The sequence below is a fragment of the Modestobacter sp. Leaf380 genome (assembly GCF_001424485.1).
Taxonomy (GTDB): Bacteria; Actinomycetota; Actinomycetes; order Mycobacteriales; family Geodermatophilaceae; genus Klenkia.
In genome coordinates, this window is sequence record NZ_LMQC01000001.1 from 798,183 (window position 1) to 821,936 (window position 23,754).

22 protein-coding genes are annotated in these 23,754 nt (G+C 76.2%); 8 read left to right on the forward strand and 14 right to left on the reverse strand.

Features of this window, described 5'->3' with window-relative positions:
- Window positions 1–18: 18 nt before the first annotated feature.
- From ASG41_RS03860 to ASG41_RS03885, 6 genes are all read right to left on the reverse strand, one after another.
- The gene (locus ASG41_RS03860; protein WP_056289801.1) at window positions 19–321 is read right to left on the reverse strand and encodes a WXG100 family type VII secretion target; all 303 of its coding nucleotides are present in this window, start codon (window positions 319–321) and stop codon (window positions 19–21) included.
- A 14-nt stretch (window positions 322–335) separates the two neighbouring features.
- Window positions 336–674 carry a WXG100 family type VII secretion target gene (locus ASG41_RS03865; protein WP_056289804.1) on the reverse strand — a complete coding sequence of 113 codons (339 nt, stop codon included), beginning with the start codon at window positions 672–674 and terminating at the stop codon, window positions 336–338.
- A 165-nt stretch (window positions 675–839) separates the two neighbouring features.
- On the reverse strand, window positions 840–2,279 hold the full coding sequence (gene eccB / locus ASG41_RS03870) for a type VII secretion protein EccB (protein ID WP_056289808.1): 1,440 nt from the start codon (window positions 2,277–2,279) through the stop codon (window positions 840–842).
- Window positions 2,280–2,291: 12 nt separating this feature from the next.
- Window positions 2,292–3,689: a type VII secretion integral membrane protein EccD gene (eccD, locus tag ASG41_RS03875; protein WP_056289811.1), complete on the reverse strand. Its 1,398-nt coding sequence runs from the start codon at window positions 3,687–3,689 to the stop codon at window positions 2,292–2,294.
- Entirely contained in the window at window positions 3,686–4,150 is a 465-nt protein-coding gene (locus ASG41_RS03880) for a hypothetical protein (RefSeq protein WP_056289814.1), read from the reverse strand. The genes eccD and ASG41_RS03880 overlap by 4 nt, the downstream gene beginning before the upstream one ends.
- Window positions 4,147–4,623 carry a hypothetical protein gene (locus ASG41_RS03885; RefSeq protein ID WP_157518943.1) on the reverse strand — a complete coding sequence of 159 codons (477 nt, stop codon included), beginning with the start codon at window positions 4,621–4,623 and terminating at the stop codon, window positions 4,147–4,149. The genes ASG41_RS03880 and ASG41_RS03885 overlap by 4 nt, the downstream gene beginning before the upstream one ends.
- 116 nt (window positions 4,624–4,739) lie before the next feature.
- Between ASG41_RS03885 and eccCa the strand changes: the two genes are divergently transcribed.
- Together eccCa and ASG41_RS03895 are read left to right on the forward strand one after the other, a co-directional pair.
- Window positions 4,740–8,708 (forward strand): type VII secretion protein EccCa, encoded by a 3,969-nt coding sequence (eccCa, locus tag ASG41_RS03890; protein WP_056289817.1) that lies wholly within the window; start codon window positions 4,740–4,742, stop codon window positions 8,706–8,708.
- A 39-nt stretch (window positions 8,709–8,747) separates the two neighbouring features.
- The gene (locus tag ASG41_RS03895) at window positions 8,748–9,509 is read left to right on the forward strand and encodes a hypothetical protein (RefSeq protein ID WP_056289820.1); all 762 of its coding nucleotides are present in this window, start codon (window positions 8,748–8,750) and stop codon (window positions 9,507–9,509) included.
- Window positions 9,510–9,583: 74 nt separating this feature from the next.
- On the opposite strand, the gene ASG41_RS03900 is transcribed toward ASG41_RS03895, so the two are convergent.
- Window positions 9,584–9,982, reverse strand: a complete 399-nt coding sequence (locus ASG41_RS03900; protein ID WP_157518945.1) for a hypothetical protein — start codon at window positions 9,980–9,982, stop codon at window positions 9,584–9,586.
- 24 nt (window positions 9,983–10,006) lie between these two features.
- Window positions 10,007–10,141, reverse strand: coding sequence for a hypothetical protein (locus ASG41_RS25030; protein WP_255352953.1), 135 nt, complete (start codon window positions 10,139–10,141; stop codon window positions 10,007–10,009).
- A gap of 1,825 nt (window positions 10,142–11,966) precedes the next feature.
- Here ASG41_RS25030 and ASG41_RS23380 point away from each other — a divergent pair.
- From ASG41_RS23380 to ASG41_RS03915, 3 genes are all read left to right on the forward strand, one after another.
- Window positions 11,967–12,107 carry a hypothetical protein gene (locus ASG41_RS23380; RefSeq protein ID WP_157518947.1) on the forward strand — a complete coding sequence of 47 codons (141 nt, stop codon included), beginning with the start codon at window positions 11,967–11,969 and terminating at the stop codon, window positions 12,105–12,107.
- Between the two features lie 287 nt (window positions 12,108–12,394).
- A complete protein-coding gene (eccE, locus tag ASG41_RS03910) occupies window positions 12,395–13,864 on the forward strand; it encodes a type VII secretion protein EccE (RefSeq protein WP_056289833.1) in 1,470 nt (489 codons plus the stop codon).
- Entirely contained in the window at window positions 13,861–14,568 is a 708-nt protein-coding gene (locus ASG41_RS03915; RefSeq protein ID WP_157518952.1) for a hypothetical protein, read from the forward strand. The genes eccE and ASG41_RS03915 overlap by 4 nt, the downstream gene beginning before the upstream one ends.
- Before the next feature lie 9 nt (window positions 14,569–14,577).
- Here ASG41_RS03915 and ASG41_RS03920 read toward each other — a convergent pair whose 3' ends face one another.
- Complete coding sequence (locus tag ASG41_RS03920) at window positions 14,578–14,973, reverse strand: hypothetical protein (RefSeq protein ID WP_056289842.1); 396 nt, start codon at window positions 14,971–14,973, stop codon at window positions 14,578–14,580.
- Entirely contained in the window at window positions 14,970–15,926 is a 957-nt protein-coding gene (locus tag ASG41_RS03925) for an SseB family protein (RefSeq protein ID WP_082556504.1), read from the reverse strand. Before ASG41_RS03925 ends, ASG41_RS03920 begins: the two co-directional genes overlap by 4 nt.
- A 64-nt stretch (window positions 15,927–15,990) precedes the next feature.
- Here ASG41_RS03925 and ASG41_RS03930 point away from each other — a divergent pair, with 64 nt between their 5' ends.
- Window positions 15,991–17,652, forward strand: a complete 1,662-nt coding sequence (locus ASG41_RS03930; protein WP_056289845.1) for an AAA family ATPase — start codon at window positions 15,991–15,993, stop codon at window positions 17,650–17,652.
- Between the two features lie 36 nt (window positions 17,653–17,688).
- Here the strand turns inward: ASG41_RS03930 and ASG41_RS03935 are convergent, their stop codons facing one another.
- Window positions 17,689–18,633, reverse strand: a complete 945-nt coding sequence (locus ASG41_RS03935; RefSeq protein ID WP_157518954.1) for a MinD/ParA family protein — start codon at window positions 18,631–18,633, stop codon at window positions 17,689–17,691.
- 129 nt (window positions 18,634–18,762) lie between these two features.
- Here ASG41_RS03935 and ASG41_RS03940 point away from each other — a divergent pair, with 129 nt between their 5' ends.
- A complete protein-coding gene (locus ASG41_RS03940; protein WP_157518956.1) occupies window positions 18,763–19,275 on the forward strand; it encodes a hypothetical protein in 513 nt (170 codons plus the stop codon).
- Window positions 19,276–19,285: 10 nt separating this feature from the next.
- Here the strand turns inward: ASG41_RS03940 and ASG41_RS03945 are convergent, their stop codons facing one another.
- Window positions 19,286–20,653 carry an amidohydrolase family protein gene (locus ASG41_RS03945; RefSeq protein WP_162245525.1) on the reverse strand — a complete coding sequence of 456 codons (1,368 nt, stop codon included), beginning with the start codon at window positions 20,651–20,653 and terminating at the stop codon, window positions 19,286–19,288.
- Window positions 20,654–20,700: 47 nt separating this feature from the next.
- Window positions 20,701–21,570: an MBL fold metallo-hydrolase gene (locus ASG41_RS03950; RefSeq protein WP_157518960.1), complete on the reverse strand. Its 870-nt coding sequence runs from the start codon at window positions 21,568–21,570 to the stop codon at window positions 20,701–20,703.
- 76 nt (window positions 21,571–21,646) lie between these two features.
- Between ASG41_RS03950 and ASG41_RS03955 the strand changes: the two genes are divergently transcribed.
- Window positions 21,647–22,162, forward strand: coding sequence for a hypothetical protein (locus ASG41_RS03955; protein WP_056289855.1), 516 nt, complete (start codon window positions 21,647–21,649; stop codon window positions 22,160–22,162).
- Between the two features lie 101 nt (window positions 22,163–22,263).
- Here ASG41_RS03955 and ASG41_RS03960 read toward each other — a convergent pair whose 3' ends face one another.
- Window positions 22,264–23,643 carry a M23 family metallopeptidase gene (locus ASG41_RS03960; protein ID WP_082556506.1) on the reverse strand — a complete coding sequence of 460 codons (1,380 nt, stop codon included), beginning with the start codon at window positions 23,641–23,643 and terminating at the stop codon, window positions 22,264–22,266.
- Window positions 23,644–23,754: the final 111 nt, after the last annotated feature.

The following is a 23,754-nucleotide window of genomic DNA, read 5'->3' on the forward strand; positions in this document are numbered from 1 at the left end:
TGCGACGTGCGTCGGCGGTCAGCCGCTGACGACACCCACGTTGCGCGACTCGGTCGAGGACGCCGTGTCCGCCGAGCTGTTCAGCCCGGTGACGAACTGCTGCAGCGCGGTCTTGATGCTGTCGCCCGCACCGTTCCACTGGGTCTGACGGGCGAGGTAGGCCTCGCGCGCGTCGGAGTCCCAGGTGCCGATGAGGTTGTTCACCTGCGTGTTGAGGTCACTCAGCTGCGAGTCCATCGTGCCGATGGCGGTGCTCACGCTGCTCGCGGCCTCGGTCTGCATGGCCCAGCTGGTCTGGTAGACGCCGTCTCCACCACTCATGTCTGCTCCTCCGCTCAGCTCAGGGTCAACGAGCTGGTGATGCCCGTCGTCGCGCTGTTGACGTTGCTCATCTGGGACTGCTGCTCGTCATCGGCCGTCGAGTAGTTGGCGCTCGCGGTGTTGATGTCCGAGGCGATCCCGTTCAGGGCCCGGTTGAGCCGGTCCAGCTCGGTCTGCACGGTGGCCTTGGTCTGGCCGAAGGACGAACCCCCGCGACCCTGCCAGTACGCCTCGAGGGGAGCGAGCTGGTTCAGCAGAGTGGTCAGCATGCCCGTCAGCTGGCTGGAGATGTCCGTGGCCGAGCTGGCGAACTGCGCCATCTGGGTGGTGCTGGTCGTTGTGCCCTGGGGCATGCGATCCCACCTCTCATCGTCGCCCGGCCGAGACCGGGTCGTCCGCAGACGCCTGTGGCGCCCCTTAGCCCGGCGAACCTAACGCGCCCGGCGCCGGTTGGCGACCCCGGACCGGACGGTTCACCAGGACGACGGACACCGGGCACCCCGCCGTCACCCCGGACGTCACCCTCGCCCGGCGGGCAGCCGGGCGTCGTCCTGGTCCAGCGCCGGGCCCGCCAGCACGCGGGCGACCAGCGAGCTGGGCAGCACCACCGGCTGCACCTCGCCGTAACCCAGCACCGCCTGCACCTCGGGGCTGGGGACCAGGTACCGGACGCCCTCGTCGGTGACCAGGTACAGCGTGCCGTCGACCGCGCCGTCGGCGCCGCGGGCCGAGACCAGGGCCCCGGCGCCGGGCTGGACGACGACCCGGTCGGCCAGCACGGTGCCGTCGGCCGTCGTCCCCCCGCTGTCGACGACGGAGTCGCCCTCGTCCACCACGGCCTGCACGCTGACCGTGGGCAGTCCGGAGTCACCGTCGAAGGAGGCGCAGACCGAGCTGTCCGGGCCCGCCACCTCGGCCGCCGAGGGCGCCTGCGCCGGCGGGTCCAGCGGGGTGGGCTCCGGGGCCACGGTGCGCTCCAGGGAGTTGGCCACGGCCGCGGGCAGCGCCAGGGCCTCGGGCTCCCGTCCCGCGTAGGCGGTGTCCCGCACCGCGGGGTCGGCCAGCAGCAGGTCCGCCTGCACCGGGGTGATCTCCTGGATCCCCGTCCGGGTGACCTGGTACCACTGCCGCCCGGCGCCGCCGTCGACGTAGCGGACCTCGCCGACCCGGGTCTCGGGCAGCACGGCGGAGGGCTCCCCGCGGCCCTCGGCCGGCTCGGGGACGAGGGCCCGCCCCTGGGGCAGCGCGTCCAGCCACGCGGCCCCCACCTGCACCTCGTTGGCCCCGCGCAGGCTCAGGCCCTCCAGGACGGCGTCCTCCTGCGGCACCGGGTACTGCCGGCCGCCCAGCACCAGGTGCAACGACCCGTCCTGCACGACCCGGACCAGCACCGCGGCCTCGCCGCCGACCGGGTCCCCGGAGTCCGCGGACCGCCCGACGACGAGCACCGTGTCCGGGACCAGAGAGCCCGAGCCGGGCAGGGGCGCGGCGCTGCACAGCGTCCACGGGGCGCCGAGCAGGCGGTCGGGGGCCGGCAGGGAGTCCGGCGCGCCGGGGATGCCCAGCCGCACCCCGCGCGGCGCACCTGCCAGCGACTCGGGGGACACCTCGACGATCTCGGTCGTGCCCATCAGCAGTGCCGCGGTGGCCAGGTTGGTGACCGGGTGCAGGTGGTAGACGCCGTCCTCGTCGGCGAGCCACGCGAAGCGCGCACCGGTGCCCTCCTCGACGACCACGGCGCCGGCGTCCTGCCAGGTGGTGTTGCCGCCCGGGGACAACACGCCGATCAGGCCGGCGACCGCGAGGCTCAGCACCGCGACCATCACGCTGCCGAAGACCGCTCCGCCCATCCGGCGCAGCGGCGACTGCGCCGGGTCGGCCTCGCGGAGCACGACGCCGGCCACCAGGCGGCGGACCGAGGACTGGTAGCTCTGGTAGAGGTCACGCCTGCTCGCCACGTCGTCGCCCGGTCAGCCGTAGAGGCCGCGGAGGTAGCCGTACAGCCCGACGACGACGCACACGGTGGGGACGACCGCCAGCACCAGCAGCACGTCGAACACGTCGGCCAGCCGCCCGATGTAGGGCCCCGGCGTGCGCTGGGCGTAGGAGCGGCCGGCGGCCAGCCCCACCAGGCCCAGGGCGACGAGCACCGGGACGGCGACCGCCAGCCGTTGGCCGGGCTCCAGCGCCAGGCAGGCCAGCCCGAGCAGGACCAGGCACAGTCCGCCGGACGTCGCCAGCGGCAGCCGGTGGCGCAGGGCCGGGAACAGCCGGGTGCGCAACAGGGACACCCCCGCGACCAGGGCGACCAGCACCAGGGCCGACGTCCGGGCCGAGAGCACCAGCACGACCGCGGCGAGCACGGCGACCACGGCGCCACCTCCGAGCATCCCGGTCAGGAGCTCGTCGGAGCGGCGCACCCGGGCCTCCACCCGGGACCGCGGGACCGGCGGTGGGTCCGAGACCAGTTCCTCGGCCGTGGTGGGCAGCACCGGGACCGGGAGGCGGCCCAACCGGATGGACAGCAGCGGGACCAGCGGGGTGAGGGCGAGCACGAGCGCCACCAGCACCGCCGCGGTGTCGACGGCGTCCATGGAGTCGGCCTGGGCGACCAGCCCGCCCACCAGGCCGAGCAGGCCCACGACCACACCGCCGACGCCGTACTGGGTGCGGTCGCCCACCCCGGCGTAGGCCGCGCCCGCGGCCACCAGGAGCGCGACGGCCCCGGCCAGCACCTGGGTCGGCGCGAGCTGGTCCAACCCCAGGTCGCCCAACCCCACGACCAGCCCGCCGAGTCCCGCCGCCGGCAGCGCGAGCAGCCCCAGGACGGTGCCGGTGGTGGTGTCGCCGAAGCCACGTGCCGCGCCGGCCGCCAGCACGACGAGCAGCAGTCCGATGCCCAGCGAGACCAGGCCCGGGACCGTCCAGCCCTCGGTGGGGCCGGTGGAGAAGACCAGGCCCAGGGCGACGAGCACGGCCCCGACGGCCACCGTCAGCCCCGCGCGACGGGTGTCCGGCCCGGCCCAGCTGCGGCTGTGCGCCCGGGCACCCTCGGCGATGGCGTCGACGACGTCGTCGTAGTCCAGCTCGGGCCAGTCCTGCTCGCGCGGCACCAGGTGGAGCACCTCGCCGTCGCGCAGCTCCTGGGACGACAGGGAACGGCCCGGGTCGACCGACCCGCCCTGCGCGCGGCGCAGCACCCAGCCGCCGTGCACCTGACCCTCGTCGGCCAGCTCCTCGCCGGCCGCGCGCAGCAGCCCGGGCAGGAGCTCGGCGACCGGCACGGAGTCCGGCAGTGCGACGTCGACCCGACGCCGCGGCGCCGCGACGGTGACCCGGGTCAGCCCGGTCCCGACGGCCCTGGTCATGCCGGCGGGTCCACCAGGACGGTGAGCGCGTCCGCGCTCGAGGAGGTCACCTGCACCCGGCCGGCCCCCTCCTTGCTGGCCTGCAGCGAGGAGAGGGCCAGGTCGGCGTCGCCTTCGCTGCGCACGACCTGGAAGCCCGCGGCCTCCAGCTGCTGCTGCAGGGCGTCCAGCACCTCGGTCTGGTCGACCTGGAGCACCTCGAAGGCCAGGCCGCCACCGGTCTCGTAGTCCACGACCCGGGCGTCGGCCGGCACGGTCAGCTCGGGGAGCCCGTACTCCGCGGGGACCGCGAGGGCCCCGGCGGAGTCCCCGCCGGTCTGGGCGGCGGAGGACGGCGTGGCGGCCGGCGCGGGACCCGTCGCCGCGGGAGCGGCGGGGTCGTCCCCACCCCCGCAGCCGGTCAGCAGCACCGCGCCGGCCGCCAGGGCGGCCAGGACCGGTCCGACGCGCGACCGGGTCACGTGCGCACGCCGAGCGACACCTGGCCGAAGGCCGCGGACAGGGTGACCGTGACGCCGTCGGTGTCCTCCGCGTCGAGGGTGCCGGAGGCCTCGTCGGCCAGGCCGACCGTGAAGCCGGCTGCCGGGAGCGCGGTCTCGTAGAAGGAGAAGGCCGTGGGGCCGTCCACCCCGGTCAGCTGGACCCGGTACACACCACCCGTCGTCTCCTCGCTGCCGACCACCGCACCCTCGGGCAGCGGCAGCTGCACCCCGCCGAACTCGGCGGGCACCTCGAGGACCGGGCCGGTGGGCTGTGCGGTCGGCTGCGCGGTCGGCTGCTCCGTCGTCGCCTCGGCGTCCTCCGTGCCCGGGGCGGCCGAGGACGACGTCGGCGACGCCGACCCGGCGGTGGCGTCCTCCCCCCCGCCGCCGCAGCCGGCGAGCACGAGGGCGGCGGCGACCGCCACGGCGGTCGACAGACGGGGGGCTCGCACGGGTGGTCTCCCTGGGTCGGCGGGCCCCGGGTCGGGGGCCCCGTCGGGTGGAGCGCCCATACGATACGGGCGCGCCCCCCTCCCCGCGGTGCGGGCACGACCAGGAGGTCACCAGCGTGAGCACCGTCGTCATCCGCCGCCGACCGCGGCGGGACGCGCCCGAGCTGCCCTCCGGCGAGGTCGTCGTCGAGCCACCTCCCGAGCTCCCCGGACCGGGCGGCCGCCGCTGGCAGCAGATGCTCATGGTGCTGCCGATGCTGGCCGGCGCCGGGGCCATGTCGCTGATGTTCACGCAGGGCCGCGGCGGCCCGCTGTCCTACCTGGCCGGGGGCATGCTCGGCGTGTCGGCGCTGGGCATGGTCGCGATGACCGTCATGAACGGTGGCGGTGGTCCGGGCAAGAAGGAGATGGCCGAGGCCCGCCGGCAGTACATGCGGCACCTGGCCCTGCACCGCCGTCGGGTCCGCCGCACCGCGGCCGAGCAGCGCACCGCGATGCTCTACCGGCACCCCGACCCGGCCCAGCTGTGGACGACGGCGGCCAGCCACCGGCTGTGGGAGAGACGCCGCGAGCACGCCGACTTCGGGGTCGTCCGGATCGGGCTGGGGCCGCAGACGCTGGCCACCCCGATCGTCCCGCCGCAGACCCGCCCCCTCGACGAGCTCGAACCGATGGCCGCGGCCGCGCTGCGCCGGTTCGTCCGCACCTGGTCCACCGTCCCGGAGCTGCCCGTCGCCATGGCGGCCAACGGGTTCGGCCGCGTCCACCTGCGCGGGGACGTCGAACGCACCCGGGGTCTGGCCCGGGCCGTGCTCGCCCAGCTGGCCGTGCACCACGCCCCCGACGACGTCCTGGTGGCCGTGGTCGCCGGCCCCGAGCAGCGCACCGACTGGGAGTGGACCCGCTGGCTGCCGCACGCCCTGCACCCCGAGCGCTCCGACGCCCTGGGCAAGCTGCGCCTGCTCACCCCGACGGTGCCCGCGCTGGAGGCGCTGCTGGAGGACCTGCTGGCCAGCCGGCCCCGGTTCGACCCGTCGGGGCCCTCGGCGGGCGTCACCGGCCCGCACCTCGTCGTCGTCCTGGACGGCGGGGAGACCACAGGGTCCAGTCACCTGATGACCGAGGGCGGCGTCGAGGGCGTCACGGTGCTGGACCTGACGAACCCGCCGCCGCGGTTGCTGGACCGGGCCACCCTGGTGCTCGAGGTCGCCACCGACGGTGCGGTGCTCAGCCGCACCCTGGACGGCGAGGCACCGGTCGGGCGGGCGGACTCCCTCGGGGTCGCCCAGACCGAGGCGCTGGCCCGCCAACTGGCCCCCTTCCGGCTGTCGACCGGTCCGCGTGGGGAGAAGGCGATGAACGTCGCCATGGGCCTGGCCGACCTGCTCGACATCTCCGACCCCTACGAGTTCGACGTCGCCCAGGGCTGGGCACCGCGGCCCAACCGGGACCGGCTGCGCGTGCCGATCGGGGTGGGCCCCGACGGGCAGCCCATCGAGCTGGACATCAAGGAGTCCGCCCAGGACGGCATGGGCCCGCACGGCCTGCTCGTCGGCGCCACCGGTTCCGGCAAGTCCGAGCTGCTGCGCACGCTGGTGCTCGCCCTGGCGGCCACCCACGACTCCGAGACGCTGAACTTCGTGCTGGTGGACTTCAAGGGCGGTGCGACCTTCACCAAGCTCGACCGGCTCCCGCACACCAGCGCGGTCATCACCAACCTGGCCGACGAGCTGCCTCTGGTCGACCGGATGACCGACGCGATCAACGGCGAGCTGCTGCGCCGCCAGGAACTGCTCCGGTCGGCCGGCAACTACTCCTCGGTCCGGGACTACGAGCGCGCCCGTGCCTCCGGCGTCCCCCTGGCCCCGCTGCCCAGCCTGCTCATCGTCTGCGACGAGTTCAGCGAGCTGCTCAGCGCCAAGCCCGACTTCATCGACATGTTCGTCCAGATCGGTCGGGTGGGCCGCTCGCTGGGCGTGCACCTGCTGCTGGCCAGCCAGCGCCTGGAGGAGGGCCGGCTGCGCGGCCTGGACACCCACCTGTCCTACCGGATCGGGCTGCGCACCAACTCGGCGATGGAGAGCCGCGTGGTGCTGGCCTCCCCGGACGCCTTCGAGCTCCCCCGCGCCCCGGGGCACGGCTACGTCAAGTTCGGCACCGACCCGCTCGAGCGCTTCCGCGCGGCCTACGTCTCCGGGACGCACACCCGCTCGGGAGCCCGGCGCGCCGAGGGCACCGGCGCCGGCGGGGCGACCGTGCTGGAGTACGACACCCAGTACCTGGCCCCCCCGGTCACCGTCGAGGACGTCGAGGCCGGCCCGCCCGCCGAGGACGCCGACGAGCAGGTCGGCGAGAGCCTGCTGGACGTGCTGGTCGACCGGCTCGACGGCGCCGGGACGCCGGCCCACCCGGTCTGGCTGCCCCCGCTCAAGGAGCCGCCGACGCTGGATCAGCTGCTGCCCCGGCTCACGGTGGACGAGCGCCGCGGGCTGACCGTCGACAACCCGGAGCTGTGGGGCCGCCTGCAGGCCTCCGTCGGGCTCGTGGACCGCCCGCTGGACCAGCGGCGTGACCCGCTGGTCCTGGACCTCGCGGGGGGCGGCGGGCACGCCGTCGTCGTCGGCGGTCCGCAGAGCGGGAAGTCCACGCTGCTGCGCTCCCTGGTGACCAGCCTGGCGCTCACCTGCACCCCGCAGGAGGTGCAGTTCTACTGCCTGGACTTCGGCGGCGGCTCGCTGTCCTCCCTGCGCGGCCTGCCGCACGTGGGCTCGGTCGCCGGGCGCCGGGACGTCGACGTCATCCGCCGCACCGTCGCCGAGCTGCAGGTCCTGGTCGTCGAGCGGGAGAACCGCTTCGCCCGCGAGGGCATCGACGGCATGGCGACCTACCGGCGCCGGCTGCGCGCCGGGCAGGTCCAGGGCGACCCGTTCGGCGACGTGTTCCTCGTCGTGGACGGCTGGCTCACCCTGCGCAACGAGTTCGAGGACCTGGAGGCGGCGGTCACCGACCTCACCACCCGGGGCCTGTCCTACGGCGTGCACGTGGTCGTCGGGGCCTCCCGGTGGATGGACCTGCGCCCGGCGATCCGCGACCAGTTCGCCACCCGGGTGGAGCTGCGGCTGGGCGAGCCAGGGGACTCCATGCTGGACCGGCGCACCGCGGTGAACGTCCCGGCCGGCACCCCCGGGCGCGGGATCACCGCGGACAAGATGCACGTGCTCGGCGCCCTCCCCCGGGTCGACGGCGTGCAGGAGACCGAGGACCTGGCCGAGGGCGTGGAGGCCACCGTCGGCCGCATCGCCGCCGCGTGGCAGGGGCCGACCGCCCCCGCCGTCCGACTGCTCCCGCCGGTGGTCACCCACGCCGACCTGCGCGCCGTCCCCGAGCGGGGCTTCGCCGTGGGCATCGCGGAGGCCGACCTGGGCACGGTGCACCTGGACCTGTCCGGCGACTCGCACCTGGTCGTGTTCGGCGACGCCGAGTCCGGGAAGAGCTCGTTCCTGCGCACCTTCGCCCGCCGGCTGCGGGAGCAGTGCGACCCGGTCACCGGCGCCAAGATGCTGGTCCTGGACTACCGGCGCAGCCTGCTGGGGTCGGTCGAGGGAGACCACCTGATCGGGTACGCCAGCAGCGCGAACCAGGCCCGCGACATGGTCACCGAGGTGGCCGGGGTGATGGCCGGCCGCCTGCCGGGACCCGACGTCACCTCCGAGCAGCTGCGCGACCGGTCGTGGTGGCGGGGCCCCGAGCTCTACGTGCTGGTCGACGACTACGACCTCGTGGCCGCGGGGCAGCCCAACCCGCTCCTGCCGCTGGTCGAGTACCTGGCCCAGGCCCGCGACGTGGGTCTGCACCTGCTGGTCACCCGCCGCTCCGGTGGTGCCGGCCGGGCCCTCTACGAGCCGCTGCTGATGCGCCTGCGGGAGCTGTCCACGCCGGGCGTGGTTATGTCCGGGGCCAAGGACGAGGGCGCCCTCGTGGGCAACGTCAAACCACAGCCGCTGCCCCCCGGACGGGGGTTCCTGGTCACCCGACGCGAGGGCACCCGGCTCGTACAGCTGGCCTGGGAACCCCCTGCTCGTTAGCATCCCTTGCGACCTGCGTCCCGCGTCGAGGAGGAACCAGTGCCCGCAGTCCATGACGGTGGCGGGGGTCCTGCGACCCCCGGTTGGCTCAAGCCCGCCGACCCGGAGAACTCCCACGACCTGTTCACCCAGGCCCAGGGCATGGGCGTGCGGGTCGAGCCGGACGTGCTCAAGACCTTCTCGGCACAGACCGGCGCCGAGGCCGCGGCGTTCAACGCCAACGTCGCCAGCGGCATCGGCTCACTGATGCAGCTGGCCTCCGGCGTCGGCGCGGGCACCCAGTCCTCGGCACACCTGGCCGGCACGCACGGTGACCGGGTGCAGCAGCTGATGGCCTTCGCCCAGGACGTCGGGGTGGGGCTCGCCGCCTTCAGCGCCGGGTCCAGCACCATCGCGCTGAACTACGTCGACTCCGACAGCACCCAGTCGGCCACCATGCAGCAGGTGACCTCTGCGTTCGCGCCCCCGGCGGGCGGCCCGTCGCTGCGCCAGCAGATGGACGCCGCGGCAGCCGAGCAGGCCGAGGTGACCGCCGAGGACCAGGCCGTCATCGACGGCATGGTCGAGACCCTCGAGCTCCCCGAGCCCACCGACCTGTCCCCCGACCAGGACGCCCCGACCGACGAGGCCGACCCCCGCGCCGGCGAGCAGACCGTCGAGTACGGGGACACCGGCGACACCTACACCGTCGACCGGAACTACGACCTGGAGGGCCTGGACCCCAACGGCACCCTCGAGCAGATGGGCGCCGACGCCGAGACCGGGGACGACTACACCGCCCCGCAGCCCGACGACGAGTGACCCCCCTGCCCTCGGGACGGGGGCACCGTGCCCGAGAGTGAGTTCGGCCCGGGGCCGATGGGCCCCTTCGGGCCCTACGTCGTCGAGCCCACGCCGGTCCCCGAGGGCATGCCGGCCGTCGAGAACCAGCAGATCGAGGAACACGCGGTCGCGCTGAGCCAGCTCGACGACGGCGCCGCGCGGGCGGCGTCGCAGATGTGGGCCAACGCGGCCACCCTGCTGGACAGCGTGCAGTCGACGCTGCGTTCCCAGGCGATGCCGGTCCGGGACACCTGGGAGTCCGACGCCTCCGACGCGTTCTTCGTCCACGTCGCCGGTGCGATGTCGAGCCTGGAGCGCTGGTCGGTGGTCGCCACCGACAACGCCGCGGTCCTGGACCGCGTGGCCACGGCCATCGACCAGGCGCAGCAGAAGATGACCACGCTGCTGGAGGAGTTCGACAGCCGGCGCACCTCGGTGCTCAGCGAGCGCACCACCTACGTCTCGGGCTACATGGGCTACCCGGTCCCCATCGAGCCCGACCACGGGGCGGGGCTGGCCGCGGCCAGCGAGGAGTTCACCCAGCGCTCGCTCTCCGAGGTGATGCGCCCGCTGGAGAACACGCTGGCCGAGGAGGCCTCTGCACTCACCACCGCCGAACGGTGGTCGGGTCCCAAGAACGCCGCCGTGCCCAGCGCGGAGCAGATCACCGCCCTGCTGCAGCGGGGGGCGCCGGGCGCGCCCGCCGTGCCGGGCGGTCCCGGCGCCCCCGCCGCCCCCAGGACCGGTGGCCCCTCGCCGGCAGCACCCCCGCGGGCGCCGTCCGCACCACCGGCGGCGCCACCCACCCCGACCGCACCCCCGGCGCCGCCCGCTCCCCCGGTGACCGGGACGCTGACCCCTCCCGCGCCCGTGGTGCCGCCACCGCTCGTCCCTGCCGTCGCCCCCGCGCCGGTGATGGCGCCTGCCCCGCAGGCCGTGGTCGCTCCCGCACCGCCGGCCGGCCTCGGTGCCGCCGCCGCGGCAGCCGCCCTCGGCGCGAGCTCGTTGATGGGCGCCGCCGCGCGCGGAGCGGCGCCTGCAGCGCCCCCGGCCCCCACGGGCACCTCGGCCGTTGCCCGTGGACCCGCCCCGGCCGCTCCGCCCGCCGGTGGCGTCCCGCAGGCACTGGTCGGCCGTGGCGCGCCTCCGCAGGCCCCACCGAGCCCCGGCAGCGGATCCGCCGGTGCGCCGCCCGCTCCGCCCCAGCTCGGCGGCCGCACCGCCGGGGCCCCGCCGGCCCCTCCGCCGACCGGTCGTGGCGGCGTCCCCGGTGCCCCCGGTGGGCCGGGAGGTCCCAGCAACCAGCTCGCGGGTCGCGGCGCGCCCCCGGCGGCTCCGCCGTCCCCGCCCGGCGGCACCGCGGCCCGCGGACCCGGTGCACCCGGCGCACCGCTGCGTCCCTCGGCACCACCGGCCGCCCCTCCGGGCACCGGCACCCCGGCGAGTCCCGGCCTGGGCGGCCGGGGCACCCCGCCCGGTGCCCCTCCCGGCGCCCCGGCGCGCTCCGGAGGCACCCCGCCGGCCGCTCCCGGTCGTCCCGTCGGAGGGAGCCCCTCGGCACCCGGGGCCCCTGGTGGGCTGCAGGGTGCCCGCGGGGGCACCCCGCCCGCACCCCCCGGCTCGGCCCGTCCCGGCACCCCGGGTGGACCGGGCGCGCCCGCTGGACCCGGTGCCACCGGTCGTCCCGGCGCTCCCGCGGCGCCCGGTGGACCCGGTGCCCGTCAAGGCGCCCCCGGTGCCCCCGGTGGCGCAGGTGGCGCAGGTCGCCCCGGCGCGCCCGCCGCCCCGGGTTCCCCCGGAGCACGTCCCGGAGCCCCCGCCGCCCCCGGCGCACGCCCGGCTGCCCCCGCCGCCCCGGGCGGACCCGGCGCCGGTGGGCGTCCCGGTGCGCCCGCTGCCCCGGGTTCCCCCGGTGCGCGTCCCGGCGCGCCGGCTGCACCCGGCGGGCCCGGTGGCGCCGGGCGACCCGGAGCCCCCGCCGCTCCCGGTGGACCCGGGGCCACCGGCCGACCCGGCTCGCCCGGTGGCCCCGGGCCCCTCGGACGACCGGGCACGCCCGGCGGTCCCGGAGCGGCCGGTGGTCCGGGCGGTCGCGGTGGCCTCGGCGCCCCATCCGGTCCCGCCGGGTCCCCCGGGGCTCCTGGCGGCCGCTCACCCTCCCGTCCCGGCGCTCCCTCCCGTCCAGGCGCCCCGTCCGGCCCGGGAGGCCCGGGAGGTGCGGGAGGTCCGGGAGGTCTCGGCGGACGGTCGTCCGAGCCCGGCGCACCGCTGCGCCCCGGCACACCCCGTCCGGTCGGCACCTCCGCCGGCGAGGCTCTGCGCCCCGGCAGCGGGCCCGGTGGCGGTGCCCGCCCGGGCGTCCCCGGCACCCCACCCGCCGGACCGCCCCCGTCGCCGCGCACCCGCCGGCGACCCGACGACGAGGACGGTGCCCCGGTGGAGAAGGTCGGCGACGCGGAGCTCTTCGACGTGGCCGACTCCGGCGACGGCGTCATCGACCGACCTGCGGAGCGCCGACCCGACCGGCGCCCGGGCCCGGCGATCGGTCCCGACGGCCGCGGCCGGGGCGACCGGTGACCGCGCCTCCCCCGGCGGCCGCCCCGGGCCCGTCCCGACCGGCAGCCACCCCGGCCGACCAGCCCGTCGCGGCACCGCGCCCGGCGCGCACCGCGCGGCACGCCGGCCCCGCCGGTGCTGACGCCGGTGCCGTGCTGCGGGCCCCGCGGGCGGCAGCGGCACCCCAGGGCGCGGTGCTCCCGCCCCCGGCGGCAGCCCAGCACCTCGCCGAACCCGCCCCCGCATCGCGGCCGGTGCCCGGTACGGCCGCGGTGGACGCGCAACCGGCCCCTGCTGCGCTCCCCCCGATGCCCTACGGCGCACGCCGGGCAGCCGCCTGGGAGGGCACCGCCCACCAGGTCGGCAGCCCACAGGCCGGCGACCTGCTGACCACGGTCACCCAGGACACCGGCACCGGGCTCGCCGCCGGGGCGGCGGACACCGCGGCCGCAGTGGTCGCCGAGGAGGCGGCCGCCCCGCAGGCGGAGGCCGCCGCAGCTCCCCAGGGCGCGGCCGTCGCCGCCCTGGACAACGCTGTGGCCGCGCCGGACGGCGACGTGCCGACCCGTCCCCGGCCGACCCGGCCGGTCCGCCGCCGCCGGCCGTGGACGGTCGGCGGCCTGCACGTGCTGCAACTGGTCGTCTGGGAGGCCGCGGTGGCCGCCGTGTTGACGGTGCACCGCCAGTCGCCCGCCGTGCTGGTCCCGGTCGCCGTCGTCGCGACGCTCGCGGTGCTGCTCACCGCCGTCCGGGTGCGGGGCAGGTGGCTGCACCAGTGGCTGGGACTGTGGCTCCGCTTCCGGGCGCGCCGCCGCTCGGTCGCCCTCGGCGGGCCCGGCGACACCACCGCCGACGTCGCCCGCACCGTGCTGGACTCCCTCGCCCGGGGCAGCAGCCTGGGCCTGCTGAGGGTGGGCGACGACGAGGTCGGCACGATCGTGCACACGACCGGTCTCAGCGTCCTGGTCGAGACCAGCCCCGAGGGCGGCGACCCCACCGCCGAGGCCACCCGGACCCTGCCCCCGCTGACCGCCCTGCTGCCCCCCGTCGAGGACGACGACGCGACGGTCCCGGCGTTGGCCGTCCAGCTGCTGGTGCAGACCGTGCCCGCCCCGGCATGGGCGGGCGCCGACGACCCGGCGGCGTTGTCCTACCGGCAGCTCACCGGCGGCACGGTCCCGGCCCGGCGGCGCTGCTGGGTCGCCCTCCAGGTCGTCCGCCGCCCTGACGACGACGGCACCGCCGACCTGGAGGCTCCCCTGGTCAACGGCCTGCGCCGGCTGCGCCGCCAGCTGGAGCGCGCCGGGCTGCGGACCCAGGTGCTCGGGCCCGACGACCTGGCCGCGGCCCTGATCGGCGTCGCGGGCCTGGAGGCCGGCCCCCAGGGCCTCCCACGAGGCGGTGACGCGGCGTTGACCGGCGCGAGGGTCACCGAGACGTGGACCGGTTGGTCCGCGGGCACCGTTGTCCACACGACCTTCCGGCTGTTGGACTGGCCGTCACTGGAGTCCCCGGCCGGCCAGGAACTGGTCGACCGGCTGGGCACCAGCACGGCAGTGTCCACCACCGTGTCGCTGGCCGCCCGCCGGGTCTCGGCCGACCAGGTCGAGCTCGCGACCTCGCTGCGGGTCGTCCTGCCGGGGTCCGCCGCGCTGGACGACGTCACCGCACGGCTGCAGGCCGAGGCCACCTCGTGCGGTGCGCGGGTCGAGCGGCTGGACGGCCGGCAGGCCGCCGGGATGGCCGCTGCCGTGGCGTTCGGGGGGTTCCTCCGATGAGCCCCCGACCCCGGCTGCCCAGCACCGCTCCCGTGGTGCCCCAGGCGCTGGACACCCACCTCGCCGACCTGCCCACGGCCGCGGCGGTCACCCTGCGCACCGGGGGCTCCGGGGTCGTGCTGGGCACGGCACCCGACGGCGGCACCGCCAGCATCGCGCTCTTCCGGCCCGAACCCACCACCGCCGTGGCCGTCGGCGGCCTCCCGCTGGCCCAGCTGCTCGCCTTCCGCGCCCTCGCGGTGGGGGCCCAGGTGTCGGTGGAGACCCGCCGTCCCGCAGCCTGGCAGACCTTCGCCAACCTCTCCCCCGGCGCCACCGGGAGCATCGTCCTGACCCCGCACGCCGACGACGACGCCAACGGCAGCGTGCACACCCCCCGCTTGCTGGTGGTCGACGCGCAGTCCGCGGCCAGCGCCGAGCCCCGGCGGGTGGGCCGGTGGAGCACGGTGGTCACCGCGCACGACCAGCTCAGCAGCTGGAGCGCACCCCTGCTGGGCACCTGTGACCTGTCCCTGCTGCTGTCGCCGAGCCTGGCAGAGGCCCGGCTCGCCGCCAGTGCGCTGAACCTGCCCGACGCCGCCCGTCAGCTGGCCGGGCACCCGGCGACCACCGTCGTGGTGGCGCACCGTGGCGGCTGGCGGACCGTGGAGGTCGCCCCCACCGACGTCGAACGCTGGCTCATCGGGGGGCTGGAGCGCCGCTGAGCTCCCGGGTCAGTCCGTCTCGAGCAGGGCGGTGTCCTCCCGCAGTCCGCGGACGTCGTCCCGGGGCACCCAGCGCCGCCACACCCCGCGGTCCACCCGGTCGAAGCCGGCGGCACGGGCCGCCGTCCAGGACCCGCCGGTGGCCTCGACCAGGAGCTCGTCGTCCCGGTCGTCCAGGACCACGACGTCGGCCCCCCGCCAGGTGCCGACCGTGCGCACCGAGAGGACGGCGTCGCACTCCCGGGCCGGCACCGACCGCACGTGCAGCCCGGGCGCGACCTCCTCGAAGCCCTCCTCGGGAGCGACCGAGCGCAGCCGGACCCGGAGGCCCTCGACGGTGGCCTCCAGCGCTGCCGGGTGCTCCTGACCGCGCCAGCGCGCCCGGTGGGTGGCCCAGCCGGTCACGGGGCGCCGCCCTCGGGAGCCGTGCCGTCAGGAGCCGGGCCGTCAGGAGTCGGACCCTCGGGAGCCGCATCCGGGTCGACCCGGACGGCCCACAGCCAGCGGCCGGCGTCCCCGTCCCACTGCGCCCGGCGGCGCTCGGTCCCGTCGGGCGCCATCTCCCAGACCTCGGCCGCGTGCGGCAGCAGCAGGCCGTGCACCCGGTACTCGCGCACCAGGGAGTCCACGTCGGCGGTGAAGCCGAGGCCGGTGAACGGCTCCTCCTCGACCACCCAGCCGCCGACGGCGTCGCGTCGCTCGTCGTCCGTGCCGCCCAGCGGGGTGCGGTGCGCCTCGGGCTCCAGCACGGGCCAGCGCAGCACCAGCAGGGTGCCGTCCTCGGCGAGCAGCTCACCGGCACGGTCCCGCAGGCCCACCGCGCCCAGCAGCGCCTCCGGGGTGCTCAGGTGTGCGGCGTCGTGCAGGTTGTGCACGTAGCCCGACACCCGGCCCGACCGGGTGTTGATCAGCTCGAAGAGCTCGTCGGCGCTGATCGGCCGCTGGACCAGGGTCGGCAGGGTGTCCGGTTCGCGCAGCCGGTCCTCGACCAGCGTGGGGGCCGCCAGCCGGGCCAGCGCACCGGACTCCAGGGAGAACGGGGTGCGCCGTCCGGGGTCGACGGCCAGCCCCCACCGAGGGTCGGGCCAACCGGCGGCGAGCTCGGCGAAGCCCAGCACCCGGGCCCGGGTGGCGGCCCCGCCGGTGGCCTCGACCATGGCCTCCACGGAGGTGAAGGCGAGCACCCAGGTCCGGTCGGGACCAGCCACGGTGGCCCAGGCCGCGGGCTCCCGGCCCTCGGCTGCGGCCTCGGTGACCGGCAGGGCCAGCTCCGCACCGCGCAACAGCTGCAGGCAGGACACCCGGTCCCCGGCAGCCCACAGCTCGCCCAGCTGCTCCTCGAGGGTCGGTTCCGGCACCGGGCCAGCCTAGGGCGCTCTCGGTAGGGTCGCGGGACAGCCACCACCCCGACCCGGCGGAGCGATGACCACGACGTTGCAGGTGTCCACCGACCGGCCCGGCACCTACCCCTCGGTGCGCGAGGCCCTGCTGGACGCTCCCCCCGGCGCCACCCTGGTCGTCGACGCCGGCAGCTGGGCGGAGTGCCTGGACGTCGTCGACCGGGAGGTCACCGTGCAGGCTGCCGACGGCGCGGTCGTCGAGATCGTCGGGGACGGCGGGTACGACCCGACCGTCCGGGTCCGCGGTGGCCGGGTCACCCTGCGCGGCCTCGTCCTGCGGGCCACCGAGGCCGCCGCCGTGGACGTCGCCGACGCCGACCTGGTGCTCACCGACTGCACCCTCTCGGCGACGTACGGCGCAGGTCTGCGCGCCGCCGACCGCGCCCGGCTCACCGTGGCCGACTGCACCGTCGAGGCCGCCCAGCAGGGCCTGGTCCTGGAGGACTGCAGCGGCACCCTCGAACGGACCACCGTGCGTGGCAGCGCCGACGACGCCGTCGTCCTGCGGCTGGGCGCCGAGCCGGTGCTGCGCGACTGCACCGTGGAGGGTGCCGGGCACCGTGGCGTGTACGTCTACCAGTCCGCCCGGCCGACGCTGGAGAGCTGCGAGGTCTCCGGCACCACCGCGGAGGGCGTCGTCGTGGCGCAGGGGGCTCGGGCGTCCCTGGTGCGGTTGCACGTGCACGGCACCGGCGGTGCCGGCGTGGTCTTCGACGCCGGCACGTCGGGCCGGGTCGAGGCCTGCCGGCTGGAGTCCACCCCCGGGCTGGACGTGGCCGAGGGGGCCGAGGTCGAGGTGGTCGAGGCGCCGGCGGCCGCGGCCGCCGGGGTCGGCGCCTCCGACAGCGGCGGCGGGGACCCCGAGCGGGTCGAGGAGCTGCTCGCCGAGCTCGACGCGATGGTCGGGCTGGAGGGCGTGAAGGACGAGGTCCGGTCGATCATCGACGAGATCCAGGTCAACGAGTGGCGGCGCAGCGCGGGGCTCGCGGTGGGCGGCTCCAGCCACCACCTGGTCTTCGCCGGTGCACCCGGCACCGGCAAGACCACGGTCGGCCGCATCTACGGCCAGCTGCTGGCCGCCCTCGGCGCGCTGCCCGGTGGCCCGCTCAAGGAGGTCTCCCGGCGGGACCTGGTGGGGCAGTACATCGGGCACACCGCGGAGAAGACCGCGGCCGTGTTCGACGAGGCCGCCGGTGGCGTGGTCTTCCTGGACGAGGCCTACACCTTGACCCGGCAGGCCGGCGGGGGCGGGAACGACTTCGGTCAGGAGGCGGTCGACATGATCGTCAAGCTGATGGAGGACCGCCGCGACACCCTCGCGGTGATCGCCGCCGGTTACACCGCCGAGATGGTCCAGTTCCTGGACGCCAACCCCGGCCTGGCCTCCCGGTTCGTCAAGACCGTGGAGTTCGAGAACTACGGCGCGGACGAGCTCACGCTGATCACCAGCCGGATGGTGTCCTCGGGGGACTACCGGCTGGACCCCGAGGCCGAGCCGGTGCTGCACGAGCACTTCGCCACCGTCGAGCGGGGCGCGGACTTCGGCAACGCCCGGGAGGCCCGCAAGCTGTTCGAGAAGCTGCGCAAGATCCAGTCCCAGCGACTGCGCCGGCTCGGCGAGCGACCCACGCTCGAGCAGCTGCAGACCATCACCGCCGACGACGTCCGCGCCGCCATCGCCTGAGACGGGGACGTTGGGTCGGGGTGTCTGCCCCGCGCCTCAGGGGGTCGCGAGGGCCGCGCCGAGAGCGGAGGCGGCCAAGCGGGTCGCCGCGGCACGCGTGTGGCTCTCGAGTGCGTCCAGCTGCAGCCTGCTGCCGGTGGCCAGGTGCCGGTCGGCGGGCACGGTGAGGAAGTCCCCTGCCATCCCGGCGAACCGCTCGCGCGCGGCTCCGACGTCGACGGCGCCACCGGGCGACACGTTGGTGACGGCGACGATGCTGCGGTCGGCCAGGGCCTCGAAGCCGGACTGACGCAGCCAGCGCAGGACGTTGTGACTGGCGAGCAGGCCGTCGACGCTGGGGGACGTGGCCAGCACGAGGCTGTGGCAACCGCTGACGACCCGGCGCATCAGCGGCGTCGCCAGGCCCGCGCCGCAGTCGGTGACCATCACCGCGAAGTGCTGGAAGACCGCGTTCATGGCCCGGACGTAGACGTCCTCGGTCAGTCCGGCACTCTGCTCGGGGTCCCGCCCGCTGGGCAGCACCCAGGCGCCGTCCGCCGAGCGGGCCAGGGCGCCGGCGAGCACGTCGAAGCGGCCGGGGTCACCGGCGGTGGCCAGTTCGTGCGCCGAGGCCTGCAGCGGCACCCCGGTGCGCAGCGCCAGGGAACCGAAGGTGGTGTCGGTGTCGAAGAGCAGCACCGGGTCCCGGCGGGACCGGGCCAGCGTGCTGGCCAGCAGCACCGACAGCGTGGTCTTGCCGACCCCGCCCTTGAGCGCGATGACGCCGATCCGCCGGGGGGAGGGAACCGGCGCCGCCAGCAGGGCGGTCCAGGCCGCGACGTCGGCTGCGCCGGCGACGGGCTCACCCTCGGCCAGGCCGCGGCCGAACAGCCGGCGGCGCTGGGCGGGCCGGGGCGCGTCCAGGCCGGCCACGCCCGGGTCCAGGTGCGGAGCGGAGCTGGTGCCGGAGTAGGGCATCGGGGGGTGGTGCGGTGAGCTCACCGCGCTCGGACCTCCGTGGACTCCATGCGGTCAAGATACGACGCGCAGGCGCATCGCAGCCCGGGACCGGCCGTGTCTCCCCCGGTCGGGTCGTTCTCACCCGGTGACGGCGTCCGTAGCCTGCTCACCATGCGCCTCCGCACCCTCGTGCCCGCCACCCTGTCCGCTGCGGCCCTGCTGCTGCTGCCCGCCTGCGGCGGCAGCGACGACTCCGCGGACGCCTCCTCGTCGTCCGCGGCGAGCACGTCGTCCGCCCCGCAGTCCTCCGAGCCCGCGGACGCCGACACCGAGGCGTTCTGCACCGACGCCCAGGCCGCGCTGACCTCCATCCAGGGCGCCATCACCGCCACCGCCAGTGACCCCACCCAGGCCTCGGCCGCCTTCCAGCAGGCCGCCGACGAGCTGGCCGCGGTCACCCCGCCGGACGAGATCGCCGACGCCTGGCAGACCCTCGGGGACAGCTTCCAGCAGGTCGCCGACAACACCGCCGGCGTGGACATCAGCACCCCGGAGGGCCAGGCCCAGTTCCAGCAGGTGCTCGACGGCCTCGGTGCCGAGGCCGACCCGGCCTCGACGGCCACCGAGACCTACCTGACCGACAACTGCGGCATCACCGACCTGACGCCGGCACCGACCAGCTGACCCCCGGCGGTCAGCAACCGTCGACCAGGACGCGCAGCCGGGCCATCCGCTCGTGCACCTGGTCGACGGTCTCGGCCGCGCCGTCGGACACCAGCCGCGCCCCGTCGGCGACCAGCTCCCCGCCGGACCAGACCGCGTGCAGGTTCCGCAGCGAGCAGGCCAGCACGTAGGTGGCCACGGCGTCCCACACCGGGCCGGTGTCGGGGTCGCGCGGGTCGACGACGAGGAAGTCCGCGAACCGGCCCACCCGCAGGCTGCCCACCCGGTCGTCGATGCCCAGGGTCTCCGCCGAGCCGCGGGTCGCCAGCACCAGCATGTCGTGCACCGGCATCGCCGCGGGGTCCTTGTAGGTCGCCCGCAGCAGGGAGATCCCGGTCCGCATGTTGGCGAAGGGGTCCGAGACGTCGGTGCAGGACTGGTCGTCCAGCCCGATGCCCACCCGCATGCCCGCGGCACGCATCTCCGGGATGCGGGTGACACCGCTGGCCAGGCGCCCGTTGCTCATCGGCTGCCAGCTCACCCCGCAGCCGGCCTCGGCGGCCTGGGCGATGATCTCGTCGTCGGTCTGGATGAAGTGCCCGAAGACGACGTCGGGGCCCAGCACGCCGGCGTCCCGGTACCAGGCGAACTTCGAGCGCTGCAGCTCCACCTCGTGCGGGGTCTCCAGCAGGTGCGGCTGGTTGAGCATCCCGTGCCGCTGCATGGCGGCCAGCTCCAGGTCGGCCGCCGTCGCCTCCGGCGCCCACTGCACGGAGCCCGAGACCGCCAGGCCCAGCAGCAGCGCGGGGTCGGTGTCGGCGGCCATCGCGACCACCTCGTCGAGCTGGGCCAGGGAGTCCGCGTGCGGGACGGCACCCTGGCCGAGCATCAGGCTGTGCACCGAGCGGAGCCCGGCGTCGACCCGGGCGCGCAGCTGGGCGTGCTGGTAGGCGCTGTCGGGCAGCGCGGCGGAGAACGACGCGACGCCCGCGGACTCCCGCTCGAAGGACAGGTTCGGGTCGGTGAAGTCGAAGGCGGTGGTGATCCCGTTGCGCAGGAAGTCCTGGCTGCCGTGCCGGGTGAACCAGTACACGTCCTGCGCGTCCCCGGCGTCGGTGTACCGGGTCATGCCCTCGATCCAGCCGTAGAGCGACTGGTCGGCGGCCAGCCCGCGGCTGGCCGAGGTGAACAGGTGGCTGTGCGCGGAGACGAAGCCGGGCCCGACGAGCGCGCCGCCGACGTCCAGGGTCCGGTCGGCGGTCACCTCCGGGCCCGGGTCGCCGGCCTCGACGGCGGTGAGCCGGCCGTCGTCCCCGACGGTGAACCAGCCCCGGAAGGACGGCGGACGGTCGGGGTCGCAGGTCAGCAGGACGGCGTTCGTCACGAGCAGGCGGGTCACGCCGCGATGCTCACCCGCGCGCGTTGCGGGGCCGTGACGATCAGGGGTCAGGCCAGTCGCCAGCTGTCCCCGGCGCCGCGCACGACCTGGCCCTGCGCCGACAGCTTGGCCAGCGTGGCCCGGGTGGACTGCGCCGCGGCCGGCCACACCTCGCGGGGCACCGCGGCGTAGACGTGCGTGACCAGCTCGTCCACGGTCTGCGCGCCCGGCAGCAGCGCGTCGACCAGCTGCCACTCCCGGTACGCCCGGTGGGCGGCGTAGAAGCCCAGCACCGCGCCGACGTCCTCGGTGAGCTCCGGGCCGTGCCCGCAGTACAGCGCCGAGGGACCCAGGTCGTGCACCCGTCGCAGCGAGTCCAGGTAGGCCAGCACGTCGCCCTCGGGGTGGGTGACCACCGAGGTGCCGCGGCCCAGCACGTGGTCCCCGACCAGCACCGCCCCGGACTCCAGCCGGAACGCCAGGTGGTCCCGGGTGTGCCCCGGGGTGCCGACGACGCCCAGCACGGTCCCGGCCAGCTCCACCCGGTCGCCGTGCTCCAACACCCGGCCGGCGTCCCCGGCGACGTCGCGGGACCCCGCGGCCACCGGGACGCCGAACCGCTCGCCCCACGGCAGTGCGGCCTCGGCGTGGTCGCCGTGGTGGTGGGTGACCAGCACGCCCACCAGCTCGGCGTCCCGGTCGCGGAGCGCGTCGAGGACGGCGGCCAGGTGCTCGGCGTCGTCGGGACCGGGGTCGACGACGACGGCCCGACCGCTGCCCGGGGCACCGACCAGGTAGGTGTTCGTGCCGTCCAGGGTCATCGGCGACGGGTTGGGCGCCAGCACCCGGGTCACCAGCGGCTCGAGCTCGACGGTGCCGACCATCGCGCCCGGGGCGGGCAGCGCCCAGCTGCGGCGGGGGTCCACGGGTGCGTCCACGCAGGCGACCCTAGGCCGCCGCTCCGAACGGCTCGGCGTGGCCGGAGAACACCCGTGGGGCCCGTAACCTGCCCCCATGCGCCTCTCGACCGTCACGAAGACGGCCCTGTCCGCGTCCGCCGCCCTGGTGCTGCTCACCGCCTGCGGGGGTGGCTCCGACGAGGAGCCCGCCGCGTCGAGCAGCAGCAGCGCCGCAGCGACCACCACCAGCCCGAGCGCCGAGCAGAGCAGCTCGGACGCCGACCCCGAGGCCTCCGCGTTCTGCAGCGAGGCCCAGGCGGCCCTCGGCGAGCTGGAGTCCGTGGCGAACACCGCCGACCCGACCACCATCCCCGCGCTGTTCGCCGACGCCTCCGCCCAGCTCAGCGCCATCGAGCCGCCGGCCGAGATCAGCGAGTCCTGGGGCACCCTGACCGGCGCCCTGGCCCAGGTCGTCACGAACATCCAGGGCCTGGACCTCACGACCCCCGAGGGCCAGCAGGCCTTCGTCACCGAGTTCACCACCCTGCAGACGACCTCCACCGACGCCCAGGCCGAGGTCGAGGCCTACGTGACCACGAACTGCGACATCACCGCCGCACCCACCTCCTGACCTCCGACGACAGCGGCCCGGCACCCCTCCGTGGGGTGCCGGGCCGTCGTCGTGGTGCGGGGTCGTCGTGGTGCGGGGTCCTCGTCGTGGGGGGCGTCGGTTCAGCAGCCGCGGATCGTGACGCCGCGGGCCGCCATCCACGGCACCGGGTCGACCTGACCGCCGTACATGGCACCGCTGGGGTGCACCTCGAAGTGCAGGTGCGGGCCGGTGGACTGGCCCTTGTTGCCGACCTCGGCGATCTGCTCACCGGCCGAGACCCGCTCGCCGGCCGAGACGAAGTACCGGTTGACGTGGCCGTACACGGTGACGGCGCCGTCGTCGCCGCGGATGTAGACGGCCTGGCCGAAGCCGGTGGCCGCGCCGGCCCGCTGGACGGTGCCGGAGGTGGCGGCGTAGATCGGGGTGCCGATCGGGGCGGCGACGTCGACGCCGAAGTGGGTGGTGCCCCAGCGGCTGCCGTAGCAGCTGGAGGTGCGGCCGGCGGCCGGGAGGACGTAGTTCGAGCTGCCCGGGGTGATGGACCCGCCGCCGCCGTAGTCGACGGAGGGGGCACTGCGGGCGCTGCTGGTGGCTGCAGCCGCGGCCGCCGCGGCAGCCGCGGCGGCCTGCGCCTGGGCGGCGGCGGCAGCGGCCTCCTCGGCGGCCTTCTGGTCCAGCCACGCCTGGTAGGCGTTGCGGGCACCCTGCAGCGAGAGCAGCTGCACCTGGGCGGCCTGCAGCTGGGCGTCGTAGGCCTGCTTCTGGGCGGTGGCGGCGGAGACGGCGGCCTCCTGGCCGGCCACCTGGGCGTCGGCGTCGGCCTTGGCGTCGGCGGCGGCCTGCTCGGCCGTGGCGCGCTCGGCGACGGCCTGCCGGGCGGCGGAGTCCGCGTTGGCCTGGGCGACCCGGGCGACCTCGAGGCCGCCGAGGACGTCGAGCTGGTTCTCGGCGACCCAGTCCAGCATCGCGGCCTTCTCGACCAGCTCGGCGGGACCGCCGGCGTCGAGCAGGGCGACCTCGCTGGTGAGGGCGGCGCCGTTCATGTAGCTGTTGCGGGAGAAGTCGCTGAGCCGGCCCTGCGCGGCGGTGACCGAGGCGGTCGCGGTGGCGAGCTGGGCGGCGGTCTCGTCGGCGGCGGCCTGGGCCAGGCCCAGTGCCTCCTCGGCGGCCAGGTAGGCGGTGCCGGCGGCCTCGGCCTGGACCTGGACCTGCTCGAGCTGTGCCTCGGCGCTGGCGACGAGGGCGGCGATCCGGCCGACCTCGGCGGCGGCGGCGTCCTGCTGGGCCTGCGCGGAGCCGATCTCGGCGTCGGAGGGGTTGCCCGGGGCGGCGGGGACGGCGAGGGCCGGGCCCGCACCCAGGGTCACCAGCGCGACCGCCAGCAGACCGACGAGCCCGCCGGTCAGGGCCCGACGGGAGCCGCGGGGGGCGGCTCCGGGTCGGTGCGTGGTGGTCGGCGTCCGGTGGTCACCGGAGGCGCGCAGCGGCTGCCGCGGCATGGTCGCTCCCTGGGGAAGAGGGATGGCGTGTGAGCCCGATCAGCGTCCCATCTGCACCACGAGTCACAGGAGCAACACGCAGAGGCAGCACAGGACTCATCAGTTGCTGTC